This window comes from Bradyrhizobium sp. USDA 376 (genome assembly GCF_054063675.1).
This window is the reverse complement of record NZ_JBSSGN010000001.1, coordinates 774,390-790,084: the sequence shown is the minus strand read 5'-3', so window position 1 is coordinate 790,084 and position 15,695 is coordinate 774,390. Positions and strand designations below refer to the sequence as shown.

At 65.1% G+C, this 15,695-nt stretch carries 14 protein-coding genes; 7 read left to right on the top strand and 7 right to left on the bottom strand.

The genetic code is table 11. The features are described 5' to 3' along the window. Window positions 1–10: 10 nt before the first annotated feature. The 6 genes from ACVJ19_RS03510 to ACVJ19_RS03485 form a co-directional block, all read right to left on the bottom strand. Complete coding sequence (locus tag ACVJ19_RS03510; protein WP_011084135.1) at window positions 11–496, bottom strand: peroxiredoxin; 486 nt, start codon at window positions 494–496, stop codon at window positions 11–13. Window positions 497–604: 108 nt separating this feature from the next. Further along, window positions 605–1,159, bottom strand: a complete 555-nt coding sequence (locus ACVJ19_RS03505) for a DUF924 family protein (RefSeq protein ID WP_453955061.1) — start codon at window positions 1,157–1,159, stop codon at window positions 605–607. Window positions 1,160–1,177: 18 nt separating this feature from the next. Further along, entirely contained in the window at window positions 1,178–2,863 is a 1,686-nt protein-coding gene (locus ACVJ19_RS03500) for a long-chain-fatty-acid--CoA ligase (RefSeq protein ID WP_453948045.1), read from the bottom strand. A 191-nt stretch (window positions 2,864–3,054) separates the two neighbouring features. Continuing rightward, window positions 3,055–4,530, bottom strand: coding sequence for a D-alanyl-D-alanine carboxypeptidase family protein (locus tag ACVJ19_RS03495; protein ID WP_453948044.1), 1,476 nt, complete (start codon window positions 4,528–4,530; stop codon window positions 3,055–3,057). A 190-nt stretch (window positions 4,531–4,720) separates the two neighbouring features. Continuing rightward, complete coding sequence (locus ACVJ19_RS03490; protein WP_453948043.1) at window positions 4,721–6,517, bottom strand: glucan ABC transporter ATP-binding protein/ permease; 1,797 nt, start codon at window positions 6,515–6,517, stop codon at window positions 4,721–4,723. Between the two features lie 85 nt (window positions 6,518–6,602). Continuing rightward, window positions 6,603–7,652 carry an ABC transporter substrate-binding protein gene (locus tag ACVJ19_RS03485; protein ID WP_453948042.1) on the bottom strand — a complete coding sequence of 350 codons (1,050 nt, stop codon included), beginning with the start codon at window positions 7,650–7,652 and terminating at the stop codon, window positions 6,603–6,605. Window positions 7,653–7,877: 225 nt separating this feature from the next. Between ACVJ19_RS03485 and ACVJ19_RS03480 the strand changes: the two genes are divergently transcribed. The 7 genes from ACVJ19_RS03480 (at window position 7,878) to ACVJ19_RS03450 (ending at window position 13,703) form a co-directional block, all read left to right on the top strand. Next, the gene (locus ACVJ19_RS03480; protein WP_453948041.1) at window positions 7,878–8,252 is read left to right on the top strand and encodes a hypothetical protein; all 375 of its coding nucleotides are present in this window, start codon (window positions 7,878–7,880) and stop codon (window positions 8,250–8,252) included. 129 nt (window positions 8,253–8,381) lie between these two features. Continuing rightward, a complete protein-coding gene (hisE, locus tag ACVJ19_RS03475) occupies window positions 8,382–8,786 on the top strand; it encodes a phosphoribosyl-ATP diphosphatase (protein WP_453948040.1) in 405 nt (134 codons plus the stop codon). 36 nt (window positions 8,787–8,822) lie between these two features. Continuing rightward, window positions 8,823–9,425: a YqaA family protein gene (locus ACVJ19_RS03470; protein ID WP_453948039.1), complete on the top strand. Its 603-nt coding sequence runs from the start codon at window positions 8,823–8,825 to the stop codon at window positions 9,423–9,425. A gap of 154 nt (window positions 9,426–9,579) precedes the next feature. Then, on the top strand, window positions 9,580–10,119 hold the full coding sequence (locus ACVJ19_RS03465; RefSeq protein ID WP_453948038.1) for a hypothetical protein: 540 nt from the start codon (window positions 9,580–9,582) through the stop codon (window positions 10,117–10,119). Window positions 10,120–10,155: 36 nt separating this feature from the next. Next, complete coding sequence (locus ACVJ19_RS03460; RefSeq protein WP_453948037.1) at window positions 10,156–11,556, top strand: aspartate ammonia-lyase; 1,401 nt, start codon at window positions 10,156–10,158, stop codon at window positions 11,554–11,556. Window positions 11,557–11,741: 185 nt separating this feature from the next. Next, the gene (locus ACVJ19_RS03455; RefSeq protein WP_453948036.1) at window positions 11,742–12,710 is read left to right on the top strand and encodes an NAD(P)H-dependent flavin oxidoreductase; all 969 of its coding nucleotides are present in this window, start codon (window positions 11,742–11,744) and stop codon (window positions 12,708–12,710) included. A gap of 213 nt (window positions 12,711–12,923) precedes the next feature. Continuing rightward, window positions 12,924–13,703 carry a thioesterase family protein gene (locus tag ACVJ19_RS03450; RefSeq protein ID WP_453948035.1) on the top strand — a complete coding sequence of 260 codons (780 nt, stop codon included), beginning with the start codon at window positions 12,924–12,926 and terminating at the stop codon, window positions 13,701–13,703. A 364-nt stretch (window positions 13,704–14,067) separates the two neighbouring features. On the opposite strand, the gene ACVJ19_RS03445 is transcribed toward ACVJ19_RS03450, so the two are convergent. Beyond that, on the bottom strand, window positions 14,068–15,630 hold the full coding sequence (locus ACVJ19_RS03445; protein WP_453948034.1) for an AMP-binding protein: 1,563 nt from the start codon (window positions 15,628–15,630) through the stop codon (window positions 14,068–14,070). Window positions 15,631–15,695: the final 65 nt, after the last annotated feature.

Sequence of the window (15,695 nt, the reverse complement as noted above, 5' to 3'; positions counted from 1 at the left end):
CCGCCGTGGCTCAGAGCTGCCCGAGCAGCGTATCGCCGCCGGAGACCTCGACCTTGCCGGGCATGGCCTCGAGGTTCAGCTTCTTCACCACGCCGTCCTCGACCAGCATCGAATAGCGCTTGGAGCGGATGCCGAGGCCGTTGGCGGAGGCGTCCAGCTCCATGCCGATCGCCTTGGTGAAGTCGGCATTGCCGTCGGCGAGGAAGACCGCCTCGTCGCGCTGGTCGGTGTCGCGCTTCCAGGCGTTCATGACGAAGGCGTCGTTGACCGAGATGATGGCGATGGTGTCGACGCCCTTGTCCTTGATGGCGTAGGCGTTGAGGAAGATGCTCGGCAGATGCATCTTGTGGCAGGTGCCGGTGTAGGCGCCGGGCACGGCGAACAGCGCCACCTTCTTGCCCTTGAAGATATCGTCGGTGGTCTTCACCTGCGGGCCTTCCGCCGTCATCACGCGGAATTTCGCCTCGGGCAGCTTGTCGCCAGTCTGGATCGCCATCGTCAGTCTCCCTGAAAATCGGTCCCGCTTTTTAGACCGGGCGGCGGGCCTGCACAATATTGCCGGCGGGGAAAGCGGCAGGGGCCGTGGCCCTTCACCGTGATGTCATCAGCCCGCAAATCCGCCGCCGTCGAGGAAGGCCTGTTCTTCCTCGGTGGTGTCGCGGCCGAGGAGGTGGTTGCGGTGGGGGAAGCGGCCGAACCGCTGGATGATGTCGGCGTGTACCTGCGCGTATTTCTGGTTCTCGGTATTGTCGGTGTTCGCAAACAGCGCGATGCAGTGCAGCTGGTCGGGCAGGTGCTCGGAATGCATGAAGGGCAAATAGAGAAATTCGAGCAGGATGGGGTCGATCCTGCGATCAACGCCCCGATCGATCGCGCGGCGGGCAACGTCGCGCGCCATCGCGTCGCTCGCAAAGGCTTGCCGAGTGCCGCGAAACATGTTGCGGGGAAACTGGTCGAGCACGATGACGAGCGCCAGCGCGCCGTCGTCGCTCGCCTCCCAGGATGCCAGCTCGCCGGCGGCAGCCTTCTGCCATAACGCAAGAAAGCGGCGCCGAATCTCTGCATCGAAGACATCGTCGCACTCGTACCAGCGCTCGCTTCCGGCTTCGCGCCAGAAGGCGAGAATGCCGGCCGGTTCGATGTCGGCGATACCAGTCACAGGCAAAAGCGGAGCGGCTTACGCCGCCTCCGCCTTCTTCTCGTCGCGGAGTTGCCGGCGCAGGATCTTGCCGACATTGGTCTTCGGCAGGTCGGTGCGGAATTCGATGTGCTTGGGCACCTTGTAGCCGGTGAGCTGCTCCTGGCAGAACTTGATCACGTCCTCGGCGGTGAGGTTCGGATCCTTCTTCACCACGAACGCCTTCACCGCCTCGCCCGATTTGGAATCGGGAATGCCGATCACGGCGCATTCGAGCACGCCCGGGTGGCTCGCGATCACTTCCTCGATCTCGTTGGGATAGACGTTGAAGCCGGACACCAGGATCATGTCCTTCTTGCGGTCCACGATCTTGGTGTAGCCTTTCTCGTCCATCACGCCGATGTCGCCGGTGCGGAAATAGCCGTCCGCCGTCATCACCTTCGCGGTCTCTTCCGGCCTGTTCCAGTAGCCCGACATCACCTGCGGGCCCTTGGCGCAGATCTCGCCCGGCTGGCCGAGCGGCACTTCGTTGCCGTCATCGTCGCGGATCGAGATGTAAGTCGACGGAACGGGAATGCCGATCGACCCCGAGAACTCGGTCGTGGTCGCGGGGTTGCAGGTCAGCGTCGGCGAGGTCTCCGACAGGCCGTAGCCCTCGGCGATGAAGCAGCCAGTGATCGCCTTCCACTGCTCGGCCACCGGGCGCTGCACGGCCATGCCACCGCCGTTGGAGATCTTCAGCTTGGAGAAGTCGAGCTTCTTGAAGTCAGGATGGTGCATCAGGCCGTTGTAGAGCGTGTTGACGGCCGGGAAGCTGTTGACCTGGTATTTTGCCAGCTCCTTGACGAAGCCCGCGATGTCGCGCGGGTTCGGGATCAGCAGATTGCAGCCGCCCGCGCGCACCGCGAGCAGGTAGCAGGCCGTCAGCGCGAAGATGTGATAGAGCGGCAGCGCGCAGACGATCATCAGCTGCTCGACATGCGGCGGCTGCGCCAGCGCCGGCTGGAGCCAGGCATCGTTCTGAAGCACGTTGGCGACGATGTTGCGGTGGAGCAGGGTCGCGCCCTTGGAGACGCCGGTGGTGCCGCCGGTATATTGCAGGAAGGCGACGTCGCCCGGCGACAGTTTTGGTTTGTTGAAGGCCAGAGAGCGGCCGGACGACAGCGCGTCGTTGAACGACACCGCGCCCGGCAACGACCAGGCCGGCACCATCTTCTTGACGCGGCGGACGACGAGATTGACGATCACGCCCTTGAAGCCGAGCAGGTCGCCCATGCTGGCGACGATGACGTGCTTCACCGACGTCCTGGCGATCACCTGCTCGACGGTGTGCGCAAAATTCTCCAGCACGATGATGGCTTCGGCGCCGGAATCCTTGAGCTGATGCTCGAGCTCGCGCGGGGTGTAGAGCGGATTGACGTTGACGACGGCAAAGCCGGCGCGCAGCACCGCGGCGGTTGCCACCGGATATTGCAGCACGTTCGGCATCATGATGGCGACGCGGGCGCCGCGCTGGAGTCCGCGACCCTGCAAGTAGGCGGCGAGCGCGACGGACATCTGATCGAGGTCGCGATAGCTGATCGACTTGTCCATGCAGATGAACGCCTTGCGGTCGGCGAACTTGGTGAAGCTCTCCTCCAGCAGATCGACCAGCGATGCGTATTGCGTCGGCTCGATATCAGCAGGCACGCCGGGCGGATATTGCTTGAGCCAGATGCGCTCCATGGAAACTCCCCTCATTGTCCAGAGCCCGTTGTGTCTCGGGCTTGCCTCGTTGCCGCCAGTATCGAGCCTGCCGGAACGGGTGGCAAGCCGTCGTGGCTTAGGGCAAAGGTCGGAGAGTGGCTACTGGAATCCTCGCAAACCGCGCTTCCCGCAGGTGCGAAGCGCGGGCGGCGCTTTAATTCCGAAGGGCGTTAACTGTTGTTGGCCGGCTTGGCGGGAGGCTTGGTCGCGGCCTTGGGCTTGGCGGGCTTCGCTGCCTGGTCGCCATTCGCCGCGGGCTTTGCCGCCGCATCAGGCTTGGCTGCGGCATGCTTGGTCCCAGCCGGCTTGGCTGCGGTCTTGCCATCGCTCTTGCTGCCGTTCTTGGCGTCAGCCGGCTTGGCATCCGGCTTTGCCGCCGCCGTCTTGGCGTCCTTCGGCTTGTCGGCGGGCTTGTCGGCTGCGTCCGGCTTCTTGGCGACGCGCGACTTCTTGCCACGCGGCTTTGGCGTGGCCTGCTGGTCGGCATCGGCCGCGACCGCTGCGATCAGGGCCGTGCCGGTGCGGGTCGGACCGGTATAGACCAGCACGGGTTCGGTTGCCGCCGGCGCCGAGGCCATCAGCTCGGAGGCCTTCATCAGGGGCGGCTGGAGGCCAGCGGTGAAGAAGGTGACTTGGGCTTCGCCGCCGGTGGCCGAGGCCGATCCGGACGTGCCGCCATTGCCATTGGCCGCAATCAGGGCATCGTCGTCGTCGCTGGCCGGCCGCTTGCGGTGGGGCCCGCACATCTCGTCGCGAAGGTTCGGCGGCGAGGCGTCGACCGGCACGAGATTGTCGACGGCGCCGAGCGAGGGACGCAGCCAGGTGAGATTGTCCTGAGCAAAGCCGCGCTCGAGCAGCTGCGCCGCCTTCACCGCGCGCGCGGTGCCGGAATTGGCGCCCAGCACCACCGCGATCAGCCGGCGGCCGTTGCGCGTCGCCGAGGCGACGAGGTTGTAGCCGGAGGCGCAGATGAAGCCGGTCTTGAAACCGTCGGCGCCGGGATAGCGGCCGATCAGCTTGTTGAAATTGCCGGTGGTGCGCTTGCCGAAGCGGATCGCCGGGATGTGCACGAAGTATTCGTATTCCGGCAGGTCGCGCAGGAACGCGCGCGCCAGGATTCCGAGATCGCGCGCGGACGTGATCTGGCCGTCGGCGGGCAGGCCGTTCGGATTGACGTAGCTCGTCTGCGTCATGCCGAGCTTCTTCGCGGTGTCGTTCATGATCGCGGAGAAGCCGTCGATCGAACCGCCGACGCCTTCGGCGAGCACCACGGCCATGTCGTTCGCCGACTTGACCATCATCATCTTCAGCGCGTTGTCGACGGTGAGCTGCGTTCCCGGGCGGAACCCCATCTTCGAGGGCGATTGCGAGGCGGCCGTCGGCGACACCGTGAGCAGCGTGTCGAGCGTGAGCCTGCCGTCCTTCACCGCCTTCAGCGTCACATAGGCTGTCATGATCTTGGTGACGGAGGCCGGATACCAGGGAATGGTCGCGTTGTCTGCCTGCAGCACCTTGCCGCTGTCCGCTTCGATCAGCAGCAGCGCTTCTGCGCTCGCGGCGCGCGGCGCGAGCAACGCGGCGCATGCGAGGATCGCGGCGAACAGGTTGAACAGGGAATTGCGAAGCAGCGGGCGAAGGGCGTGCACTATCCGATTCCGGTCCTGGGAGATCCGCCGGTTCCGGACGGTTCTCGTGATCTGAGTTTCGGGTTCTGAAATCCGGCGCCGCCGCTTGCGGCGTCGCAAACCTATACCGGCTCGTGCGTCGAGAATAGGGGCCTCGGGCGGGTATTCCGCAAGGAAGTAGGCCGAATTTCGACGGTCCTGTGGGGACTTGCTAGGGGGATTTGACGGCTGTCGCGGCAGCCTCGGCGGCCGTCACGCTGGCCCGTGCAGTCTCCTGAACCATGAACTGGGCCTTGGCCATCTCGGCAAAATGGCCGCCTTTGGCCACGAGTTCATCGAAAGTTCCGGTTTCGATCACCCGCCCGTTCTCGAACACCAGGATCCGCGTGGCGTTGCGGATGGTGGAGAGGCGATGGGCGATCACGAAGGTGGTGCGGCCCTTCATCACTTCGTCGAGAGCGGCGTTCACCTTGACCTCGGTGACGGCATCGAGCGCGGAGGTAGCTTCGTCCAGGATCAGGATCGGCGGGTCCTTCAGCAGCGCGCGGGCAATCGACAGCCGCTGCCGCTCGCCGCCGGAGAGCATGCGGCCACGCTCGCCGGCATTGGTCGCGAAGCCGCCGCTGCGCTCGATGAAGTCGAGCGCCTGTGCGCGCTCGGCTGCCTTGCGCATCTCGGCCTCGGTCGCGTCCGGCTTGCCGACACGTAAGTTTTCCTCGATCGAGCGGTTGAACAGCAGCGCTTCCTGGAACACGACGCCGATGTTCCGCCGCAGCGACGTCAGCGTCACGCCGCGCACGTCCATGCCGTCGATCTTGATGAAGCCGGATTGCGGATCGAAGGCGCGATGCAGCAGCGCGATCGCGGTGGATTTGCCGGCGCCGGTCGGGCCGACCAGCGCGATGGTCTCGCCGGGCAGCGCGGTGAAGGTGAGGTCCTCGATCGCCGGCCGCTTGCCGTCATAGGAGAAGGTGACGTCGTGGAACTCGACGAGGCCGGAGAGCCTGCCGGCATCGATCGCGTCGGGCCGATCGTGGACGGCCGGCACGGCGTCGAGCACACCAAAGAACTCGCGCAGGCGCGGCGCTTCCATGAAGACGCTGTTGATGAAGCTCACGACCTGCTCGAGCTTCTGGATCAGCATCGTCGCGAAGCTCACGAACATCACGATCTCGCCGACCGAGGTGAGCCCCTGGTCGTGAAGGGCGATGCCGAGGGTGAAGATCGCGAGCACCGTGATGGTGGTGGAGGCGCGCGTGATGACGGTGACGAGCGCCCACCAGGACAGCACCGGCATCTGCGCCGCGAGCAGATCGTCGGCGACGGAGCGCAGCCCCTTCACCTCGGATTCGACGCGAACGAAACTCTGCACCAGCGCGACATTGCCGAGCGCGTCGGAGGCGCGGGCGGAGAGCTCGCTGTAGTGCTCCTCGACCTCCATCTGCATGCCGAAGGTCTTGCGCACCACGAAGGTCGTCAGCGCGGTGAAGACGACGCAGAGCACGAACAGCAGGATCGCGAGCCGCCAGTTCAGGTAGAGCGACAGCGGCAACAGCACCACGACCGAGAGGATCGCGGCAAAGTGCTCGCGGAAGAAGCCGAGCCACAGCCGCCACAGCGCATCGGTGCCGTTGAGCATCACCTTCATCAGCCGGCCCGAATGGGTGCCGGAGTGGAAGGTCAGCGGCAGTTGCAGGATGTGCTCGAAATAGTCGGTCAGCACCGCTTGGCGCTGACGGTGCGAGAGCCGGTCGGCTTGCAGGGCCACGAGTGCGCTACAGCCGATGGTGAACAGGCCGAACGCCACCCAGGCGGCCAGGAACGGCCAGGCCGAGCTCGACCCGGCCACGGTCTTGCCCGAGAGCACATCGACGATCCGGCCGAACAGCACGGGTTCGGCGAACTGCGAGGCCGCGAGCAGGAGATTGGCGACCGCCAGCAGCCAGCCGAGCCGCGCCTCCTTGCCGAGCAGCTCGAGAACGCGGGAATAGAGACGGAGCATGGACATGCGGACTGGCAACTCGGGCAGCTGATGGAGCCCGTATTCTAAGCCGGGATCACCCGCGAGATACAGCGGAAGCTATCGGTTTTGCTCAATTGATGAGCCGGCTCTCGACCGGCGGCAGGAACCGGTCATCGAAGATGTCGCCCGCCGCCGGACGTTTGCGGAATTTGAAGTCCTGGGCGATCTGGTCGATCGAGCGCTCCAGGCGCGCCGGATCGATGCCGCCGAGGCCGTTGCGCTTGACCTCGTCGGTCAGGATGTTGTCGACGAGCACGGTGCGCAGGCGCTCCAGCTCGAGCTCGCGGTCGCCATCGTCGATGCGGCTTGCAGCCTCGTCCGCCGCACGCGCCGGCTCTTTGACCGTTGCGTTGATGCCGGCGATCAGTGCGCGGACGAAACCCTTCACGGCGTCCGGCTTCGCCGCGGCGAACGCGGGATTGGCCACCACGGCAAAGCCATAGACTTCGCAGCCATAGTCGGCATAACGCAGCACGACGAGATCGCCGCCGGGCACGCCGCGGTCGCGCAGGTTCACCGCCGACAGATGGCTGAAGCCGGCGACGGCATCGACCTGTCCTGCGGACAGGATCGGCTCGCGCACCGCGGCACCGATCTTGTGGAATTTCACGCGCGAAGCGTTGATGTTGTTCTGCTGCGCCAGCGCCGGCCACAGCCGCATCGACAGGTCACCGTCGGCGACGCCGACGGTCTTGCCGTCGAGGTCGGGCAGGAGATGGATGCCGCGGCTCCTGCGCGCGACGATCGCGTAGGGTGCGTGGTTGAACAGCACGAACACCGCCTTGACCGGCGCCGCATCGTCCTTGTCGCGAAAGCGGACCAGTTCGTTGATGTCGACCAGCGCGAGCTCGCTGTCGCCCTTGGCGACACGCGCAAGCGCCTCCGGCGATCCGGGCGCGATGTTGAAGGACACGTTGAGATGCTCGGCGCCGAACTTGCCGTCTTTCGCGGCAAGGAAGAATGGTGCCATGCTGGCATCGATCGGACGGTCGAAGGTGAAGTGGATCGCTGTGGATGCGGTGGGGCTCTCGGCCGCTGTGACCTCGCGCGCGGTCAACGCGGCGAGCGAGATAGCAAGGGCCAGCAGGCCGCGAAGGGCGATCGTCTTGAATCCTGGCATCAATTGCGCCGGTCCCGCATTGTTGTGGTTTGTGACGCTCGCAGCGCCGGCCGGCGAGGACCGTGCGCGCGCCAACATGAACGGCGGATGAGCGGCGGTTGCGTCACGATCACGCAACCCCGTTCAGCTTGTGTTGGGGTTGGGGAACCCAACATGGAGGCGGGTGTTTGAAAGACATGAGCCTGTCTCAAGGCACCATTCAAGGTCCCAAGGAGGGTCCAGGACATGTTTGACAGATTTTCGAGCCTTACCGGCCGTAAAGCCGTCCTCGCGACGGCTGCGGTGCTGGCGCTGACCGCGGTCGCTCCGACGGCCTCCTACGCAGGCGGCCGCCACTGGCGTGGCGGTGGTGGCGGTGCTGCGGCCGCCGCGGCTTTCGCAGCCATTGGCACCGGTCTCGCCATCGCTGCGACCCGTGACGCCTACGCCTATGATTACGGTCCGGGGCCGGGCTACGGCTATTATGGCGGTCCCGTCTACTACAGTGCCCCGGCCTACGGCCCCTATTACGGCCCGGGCCCGAACTACCAGTATCAGCGCTACGGCGGCACCGCGCCCTCGGAGCTCTGTGGCCAAGGCTACTTCACGAACTGCTACTAGGCCTGCCGGCCCCTTGGCTACCAAAGGTTGACCAAAACAGGCCGTCGCGCTTGTCGCGCCGGCCTGTTTTTTGCTTTTATCGTCGGGCGTTAACGCGCTCGCCATTGGTTTAGAGTAGTTTTGAGTACCATGAGTGATTCGCTTGAGCGGCTATATCTGGCTGTGCTCGCGGCCAAGGATCTTGATCCGGCAACATCGCGTACGGCCCGGCTGTTTCAGCGCGGCCCCTCCAAAATGGCGAAGAAACTGGCCGAGGAGGCCATCGAAGTCGTCATCGATGCCGTCAATGGCGACAGCGAGGCCGTGATCCGCGAGAGCGCCGACCTGCTGTACAATCTGACCGTGCTCTGGGCCTCGGCCGGCGTGCGCCCCGAGGATGTCTGGCGCGAGATGACGCGGCGGGAAGACATGCTCGGCATCGCCGAGAAGTTGCCGAAATCGGCCATGAAGCTGCCCAAAGTTGCGTCACCGCGTATCTCCGCACGGCGGCCAATTGCCGCGCTCGAGAGCCGCGCCGCGCGCAAGCGCCATTAAAAGCTTCACAAAACTCGCGATGGACAAATCCGTCCCATGGTGCTTCATCGCGGCGCCATGCTGAAACGTATCTACGACTGGTGCATCGACGCCGCCCACAAGCCCTACGCGCTCTGGATCATGGGAGCCGTGAGTTTTGCAGAAAGCTCCTTCTTTCCGGTCCCGCCGGATGTGATGCTGATCCCGATGTCGCTGGCGCGCCCGCAGCGCGCCTGGGTCTATGCCACGGTCTGTACGATCACATCGGTGCTCGGCGGCCTGCTTGGCTACGCCATCGGCGCGCTGCTGTTCGACTCGGTCGGTCACTGGCTGATCCAGGTCTATGGCCTTGGCGACAAGGTCGATGCCTTCCGCGCCTCCTATGCGGAATGGGGCGCGGTGATCATCCTGCTCAAGGGGCTGACGCCGATCCCCTACAAGCTCGTCACCATCACCTCGGGTTTCGCCGGCTATAATCTCATTCTCTTCACCCTGTGCTCGATCGTCGCGCGCGGCGGACGCTTCTTCATCGTGGCGATCCTGCTCAACCGCTATGGCGACTGGATCCGGCACAAGCTCGAGGAGCATCTCGGATTGTGGGTGACGATCGGCGCCGTCGTGCTGGTGCTGGGCTTCGTGGTGGCGGTCAAGCTGATCTAGAGCATGATCCGGACCCGAAGGGCCGCGCCAGCGCAAAGTGCGAAGCGGTTTTCCCTCGCGACAAACGCGGAACGCGTTTGCCCGGAGATCATGCTCAACCAATAGACCACCTCCGCGCTTTGCCGCTGCGCCGGCTTCGGCTACGATTGCCGCCATGATGGTTCGATCCGGCAATCCGGCCGCGCGGCTCGGGACGCTGATATCAGCAGTGGTGCTGATCCTGGTCGGTGCCGGCGGGGCGGGATGGCCGCAATCTCGGCCGCCGTCGCTCGGCGTCCAGGAGCAGGGGCCGCAGGCCGCGCCGCCGCCGTCGACGCCCGCTTCATCGGCGCCGCCGGCAGCTGAGGAGAATCCCGGGCTGATCAACGAAATGGGCAAGCTGTTCGACAAGCTGCCCTCGATCCTGCCGCCGATCAAAAGCCCGAGCGAAACCATGAACGACCTGTCGCGGCTGACCAAGGCCTCGACCATGGTGTCGGGGCGCGTGGTCTGCCCGGTCTCGTCGAACGGCGCGCCCGACTGCAAGCAGGCCGCCGACCAGCTCTGCCAGGGCAAGGGTTACAAGGAAGGCAAGAGCCTCAACGCCGATTCCGCCGAGAAATGCTCGGCCAAGGTTCTTATCCCGGGCAGGCAACGCAAACCGGACGACTGCCGCACCGATGCTTTCGTGACCAGCGCGCTGTGCCAGAACTGACGTGAGGACCTCGCGCGCATGCAACAAGGAGCGCCCATGAGCCGCACGGAGCAGGATTTCCTCGGACAGCGTGAGATCGCCGACGACATCTACTACGGCGTCCAGACCATCCGCGGGAAGGAGAACTTCCACATCACCGGCATTCCCATGAACCAGGAGCCTTACTTCGTGAAGGCGCTCGGTTACGTGAAGAAGGCCGCCGCCATGGCCAATCGCGACCTCGGCGCGATCGACGCCAAGGTGGCCGACGCGATCATCCTCGGCTGCGACCGCGTCATCGCCGGCGACATGATGGACCAGTTCGTCACCGACTTCATCCAGGGCGGCGCCGGCACATCGACCAACATGAACGCCAACGAGGTGATCGCCAACCTCGCGCTGGAATCGCTCGGCTTTGCCAAGGGCGACTATCAGCACGTCAGCCCCAACGATCATGTCAATTACGGCCAGTCCACCAACGACACCTATCCGACCGCCTTTCGCCTCGCGCTGATCCTGCGGCTCGAGAGCTACATGACGGCGCTGCGGCAGCTCCAGGAAGCCTTCTTCGCCAAGGGCCGCGAGTTCGACCGCGTGCTGAAGATGGGCCGCACGCATCTCCAGGACGCGGTGCCGATGTCGCTCGGCGCCGAATTCCGGGGGTGGGGCACCACGATCGGCGAGGAGGTCGATCGCATCTCCGAGGCGCGGGCGCTGCTGCGTGAGATCAATCTCGGCGCCACCGCGATCGGCACCTCCGTCACCGCGGCGGTCGGCTATCCAAAACTCGCGGTCCGGCATCTGAGCGCGCTCACTGGCATCGACTTCATTCTCGCCGGCGACCTCGTCGAGGCGACCTCGGACACCGGCGCCTATGTGCAGCTCTCCGGCGTGCTGAAGCGCACCGCGAGCAAGCTGACGAAGATCTGCAACGACATCCGCCTGCTCGCCTCCGGCCCGCGCGCCGGCTTCAACGAGATCAACCTGCCGCAGCTTCAGCCGGGCTCCTCGATCATGCCGGGCAAGGTCAATCCGGTCATTCCTGAGGTCGTCAACCAGACCAGCTTCCTCGTCATCGGCCTCGACACCACGGTGACGCTCGCCGCCTCCGCCGGTCAGCTCCAGCTCAACGTGATGGAGCCGGTGATCTCGTTCGCGCTGTTCTTCTCGATCCGCACCATGGAGCGCGCGGTCAACAGCCTGCGCGAGAACTGCGTCGTCGGCATCACCGCCAACGAGGACCACACCCGCAACATGGTGCTGAACTCGCTCGGTATCGTCACGGTGCTGAAGCCGCTGCTCGGCTACAAGCAATGCGCCGAGATCGCGCGCGAGGGCTACAAGAGCGGCAAGTCGCTGCACCAGATCGTCGTCACCGAGCGCAAGCTGCTGACGCAGGAGAAGTGGGACGAGATGTTCTCGTTCGAGCGGCTGATCAACCCGGACTTGATCGGGTGATTTCTCATCGTCATTCCGGGCTCGCGCTTCGCGCGCCCTGGAATGACGGAGAGGTATTCCGCTGCTTGGAATTGCGGTCGCCGCATCCGCTGCGGCGCCAAAACGCAATACTTGACAGTGGAAAGATTGCCTTGTTGGTATGGCTCCCAACCTTCGTTTGACCGCCAGAAGAGGATCGTTCCGCAATGTCCATGCCTGCCCTGTTCAAGGGGCGCCTGTCGATCCCCGTGATCGGCTCGCCGCTCTTCATCATCTCGGTGCCCGATCTCGTGATCGCGCAGTGCAAGGCGGGTGTGGTCGGCTCGTTTCCGGCGCTGAACGCGCGGCCGCCGGAGTTGCTCGACGAATGGCTGGCGCGGATCACCGAAGAGCTCGCGGCCTATGATCGCGCGCATCCCGACAAGCCGTCGGCGCCGTTCGCGGTCAACCAGATCGTGCACAAGTCGAACAACCGGCTCGACCACGACATGCAGCTCTGCGCCAAGTACAAGGTGCCGATGATCATCTCTTCGCTCGGCGCGCGCGAGGAGCTGAATCAGGCCGTGCACGGCTGGGGCGGCATCGTCTTCCACGACGTGATCAACCAGAAATTCGCACACAAGGCGATCGAGAAGGGCGCCGACGGCCTGATCCTCGTCGCGGCCGGCGCCGGCGGCCATGCCGGCACGATCTCGCCGCTGGCTTTCGTTGCCGAGACACGAAAGTGGTTCGACGGCCCGATCGCGCTGTCGGGCGCCATCGGCAACGGCAAGGCGATCCGCGCCGCGCGCATCCTCGGTGCCGACTTCGCCTATATCGGCTCGGCCTTCATCGCGACCAAGGAGGCCAATGCGGTCGAGAAGTACAAGGAGATGATCGCGGGCTCGACGGCCGACGACATCGTCTATTCCAACCTCTTCACCGGCGTGCACGGCAACTATCTGAAGCCCTCGATCCTCGCGGCCGGCATGGATCCGGAAAACCTGCCGACGTCCGATCCCTCCAAGATGAATTTCGGCACCGACGCCTCGGGCGAGCGCGCCAAGCCGAAGGCGTGGAAGGAGATCTGGGGCTCGGGCCAGGGCATCGGCAGCATCGAGGGCATCATCCCCGCCGCCGAGCTGATCGCGCGCTTCAAGAAGGAATACGACGAAGCGATCGATCCGCCGTTGTGAGGACTGTCGTCCCGGTTCTTTCTTTCGTCGTCCTGGACAAGCGAGCGGAGCGAGCGCTGATCCAGGACCCATAACCACAGGGCGTAGTTTGGCGAAGGCTCGCGGTTACCGATCTCGCGCAGCAACTTCTCCCTGGGGTAATGGGTCCTGGCTTTCGCCAGGACGACACCGTCATTGGGACTCCGAGCATCTCAGCCAACAGAGATCTGCACCATGACCCCCATCTACCGCGTCGACGGCAACAGCGTCGTCACCAGCCCGGACGCCGCCGGTCCCTGGGACCGGCGCATGCAGCACGGCTCGGCGCCGGCATCGCTGGTGACATGGGCGGCCGAGCGCATCCCGACGCCTGCCCTGATGGACATCGCGCGCGTCACCATCGATCTGATGCGGCCGGTCCCGGTGGCGCCGCTCACGATTGCGACCGAAGTGCTGCGCGAGGGCCGCAAGATCCAGCTCTGCGAAATCAAGTTGCTCGCCGACGGCGTGCAGGTGGTCGGCGCCACCGTGCTCAAGGTCAGGCGCCAGGCGCAGGCGCTGCCGGACGAGGTCAAGGAGCTGCCGGTCACGCTGCCGTCGCCGGAGGACTCGCTGGTGGAGGACGGTCACGCCGCCACCAGTCCGTTCGTGCGGTCGGTCTCGATGCGCGCCGCGCGCGGCCGCTTCGGCCAGGCCGGTGCCGGCGCGATCTGGTTTCGCGTAGACCATCCGCTGATCGAGGGCGAAGCGATCTCGCAGGCCATGCGCGCCGTGGTCGCCGCCGACTTCTCCAACGGCACCGCCTCGACGCTCGATTTCCGCGCCTGGACCTACATCAACGCCGATCTCACCGTGAGCTTTGCGCGCCAGCCGGTCGGCGAGTGGATCCTGCTCGACGGCGACTCCTGGATCGGCCCTGACGGCGCGGGCCTTGCGATGTCCCGGCTTGCCGACCGGCAGGGCTATTTCGGCCGCGCCGTGCAGAGCCTCGTAATCGAGAAGCGGGGAGCGTGACGGCTTTCGCCGTGCTCAGGCCGGGAGCCAATTGAATGGCAGCTTCCGCCGCCGCGGAAGGGATGCCCTGGTCGCGAACCTCTTCTTGTCCGGAGGCCTCTTGTTCGACGCCAGCGTCCTGCCAGTTCAAATGCCGTAGAAGATCTTGATCTCCCACAGCACGACAACAATAGCCGTGATCAACGTGACCGCAGCCAACGCACTTTCCAAGGAAGCGACTCTCATTTGATACTCCGCTTCCCAGCCCCATCAGCGGTCTAGGTGATTCCCTGATTCGTGGGCAATCGCGCGGGCATCGCCGCGGCATACTCCGCTGCGCGCTGTGGTGCCGGGGCCACAACGACACCGTAGAATTCCGGGGTATTTACCCCACCATCCGGTCCCGCCCGCTCCAGAAGCCTGCACGGAGTACCTTCTTGTCGACCTTGCCGACGCCGGTCATCGGCAGCTGCTTGACGAACTGGATCTGCTTCGGCGCATGCGCCGAGCCTTTTTTCGTCTTCACGAGGTTGATCAGCTCGTCCGGATCAGGCTTTACGCCTTCACGCGGCACGACGACGGCGGTAACGGCTTCGCCCCATTTCTCGTCGGGGATACCGACGACCGCGACCATCGCGACATCCGTATGCTGCGACAGCACGTCCTCGACCTCGCGCGGGAAGATGTTGAAGCCGCCGGAGATGATCATATCCTTCTTCGGGTCGAGGATGAACATGTAGCCGCGCTCGTCCTTGCGCGCGATGTCGCCGGTGTGGACCCAGCCGTTCTTCAGCGTCTCGGCGGTGATGTCCGGCCGCTTCCAGTACTCCGCCATCGCATGCGGGGCACGCACGCAGATCTCGCCGGCCTCGCCGGTCGTCACCTCCTGGTCGTCGTCGTCGAGGAGCTTGACCTCGCAGGCCGCGATCGGAAAGCCGCAGGACAGGAACAGCTCCGGCGTCCTGGGATCATGCTCCGCCTTGCGCAGCACCGAGATCGGATAGCATTCGGTCTGCCCGTAAAGCTGCGAGAACACCGGGCCGATGCGCTCGATGCCTTCGAGCAGCCGGCTCGGCGACATCGCCGAGGCGCCGTAGAGCACGAGCTCGAGCGAGGACAGGTCGCTCCTGCCCAACGCGGGGTGGTCGAGCAGCACATAGATCATGGTGGGCACGAACAGCGTGAAGTTGATGCGCTCGCGCGCGATCGTCGCCAGCACGGCCTCGGGATCGAAGCCTTTAAGCATGTGCACGGTGCCGCCGCGCATCAGGGTCGGAAGCACCTTCGTGCCGGCGACATGGCTGATCGGCGCGACCGCGAGATAGCGCGCTCCTTCCGGAATTTCGAAATCGGCGAGGATCGCGGCGGCGCCCCCGGCATTTTCGCGGTGGTAGCGCAGCGCGCCCTTGGATTTGCCCGTCGTGCCGCCGGTGTAGTTCAGCGTGGAGAGGTCGTCAGGGCCGGCGAGGCATCGCGCGCTGAAATGGCCTTCGATCTCGATCGCCTGCAGCAGGTCGACGCCATAATCGGCCGGTCCCATGGTGAAGACCGCCTTGAGCCGGCCCGCGCTCGCGGCGAGCTCGCCGCCGCGATCGCGGAACGCGGCCGCATCGACCACCAGCACCTCGGCTTCGGAATCCTCGAGCTGGAACAGCTGGTCTCCTCGCGATCCCAAAGGATGCAGCCAGGTGATGCAGAGCCGCGACAATTGCGCAGCGACACCCGCGCACCAGGTGTCGGCGCGGTTCGCAGTGAGGAAGGCGACGCGCGCGCCGGGCTGCAATCCCAGCCGCATGAACACGCCCTGGATGCGCCCGATCAGGTCGATCGTGCCCTGGTAGCTCAGCGATCCGTCCGGCCAGGCGAAAGCGGTGCGGCCGGGATAGCGCGACAGTGCCCGTAGCGTCTGCGCACAAGTCGGCGACGATGCGTGGAGCGGATCGGACATATGTTTCCTCGTTGCTTTGTCATCGGCTTCTGGCGTGCCAATGTTTACCGTAACGCTAGCACAGG

Excerpts from the sequence above, each read along its gene's own strand:
- ACVJ19_RS03510 (WP_011084135.1), bottom strand. The coding sequence starts at position 496 with ATGGCGATCCAGACTGGCGACAAGCTGCCCGAGGCGAAATTCCGCGTG.
- ACVJ19_RS03500 (WP_453948045.1), bottom strand. The coding sequence starts at position 2,863 with ATGGAGCGCATCTGGCTCAAGCAATATCCGCCCGGCGTGCCTGCTGAT.
- ACVJ19_RS03490 (WP_453948043.1), bottom strand. The coding sequence starts at position 6,517 with ATGTCCATGCTCCGTCTCTATTCCCGCGTTCTCGAGCTGCTCGGCAAG.
- ACVJ19_RS03485 (WP_453948042.1), bottom strand. The coding sequence starts at position 7,652 with ATGCCAGGATTCAAGACGATCGCCCTTCGCGGCCTGCTGGCCCTTGCT.
- ACVJ19_RS03480 (WP_453948041.1), top strand. The coding sequence starts at position 7,878 with ATGTTTGACAGATTTTCGAGCCTTACCGGCCGTAAAGCCGTCCTCGCG.
- hisE (WP_453948040.1), top strand. The coding sequence starts at position 8,382 with ATGAGTGATTCGCTTGAGCGGCTATATCTGGCTGTGCTCGCGGCCAAG.
- ACVJ19_RS03470 (WP_453948039.1), top strand. The coding sequence starts at position 8,823 with ATGGTGCTTCATCGCGGCGCCATGCTGAAACGTATCTACGACTGGTGC.
- ACVJ19_RS03465 (WP_453948038.1), top strand. The coding sequence starts at position 9,580 with ATGATGGTTCGATCCGGCAATCCGGCCGCGCGGCTCGGGACGCTGATA.
- ACVJ19_RS03460 (WP_453948037.1), top strand. The coding sequence starts at position 10,156 with ATGAGCCGCACGGAGCAGGATTTCCTCGGACAGCGTGAGATCGCCGAC.
- ACVJ19_RS03455 (WP_453948036.1), top strand. The coding sequence starts at position 11,742 with ATGTCCATGCCTGCCCTGTTCAAGGGGCGCCTGTCGATCCCCGTGATC.
- ACVJ19_RS03450 (WP_453948035.1), top strand. The coding sequence starts at position 12,924 with ATGACCCCCATCTACCGCGTCGACGGCAACAGCGTCGTCACCAGCCCG.
- ACVJ19_RS03445 (WP_453948034.1), bottom strand. The coding sequence starts at position 15,630 with ATGTCCGATCCGCTCCACGCATCGTCGCCGACTTGTGCGCAGACGCTA.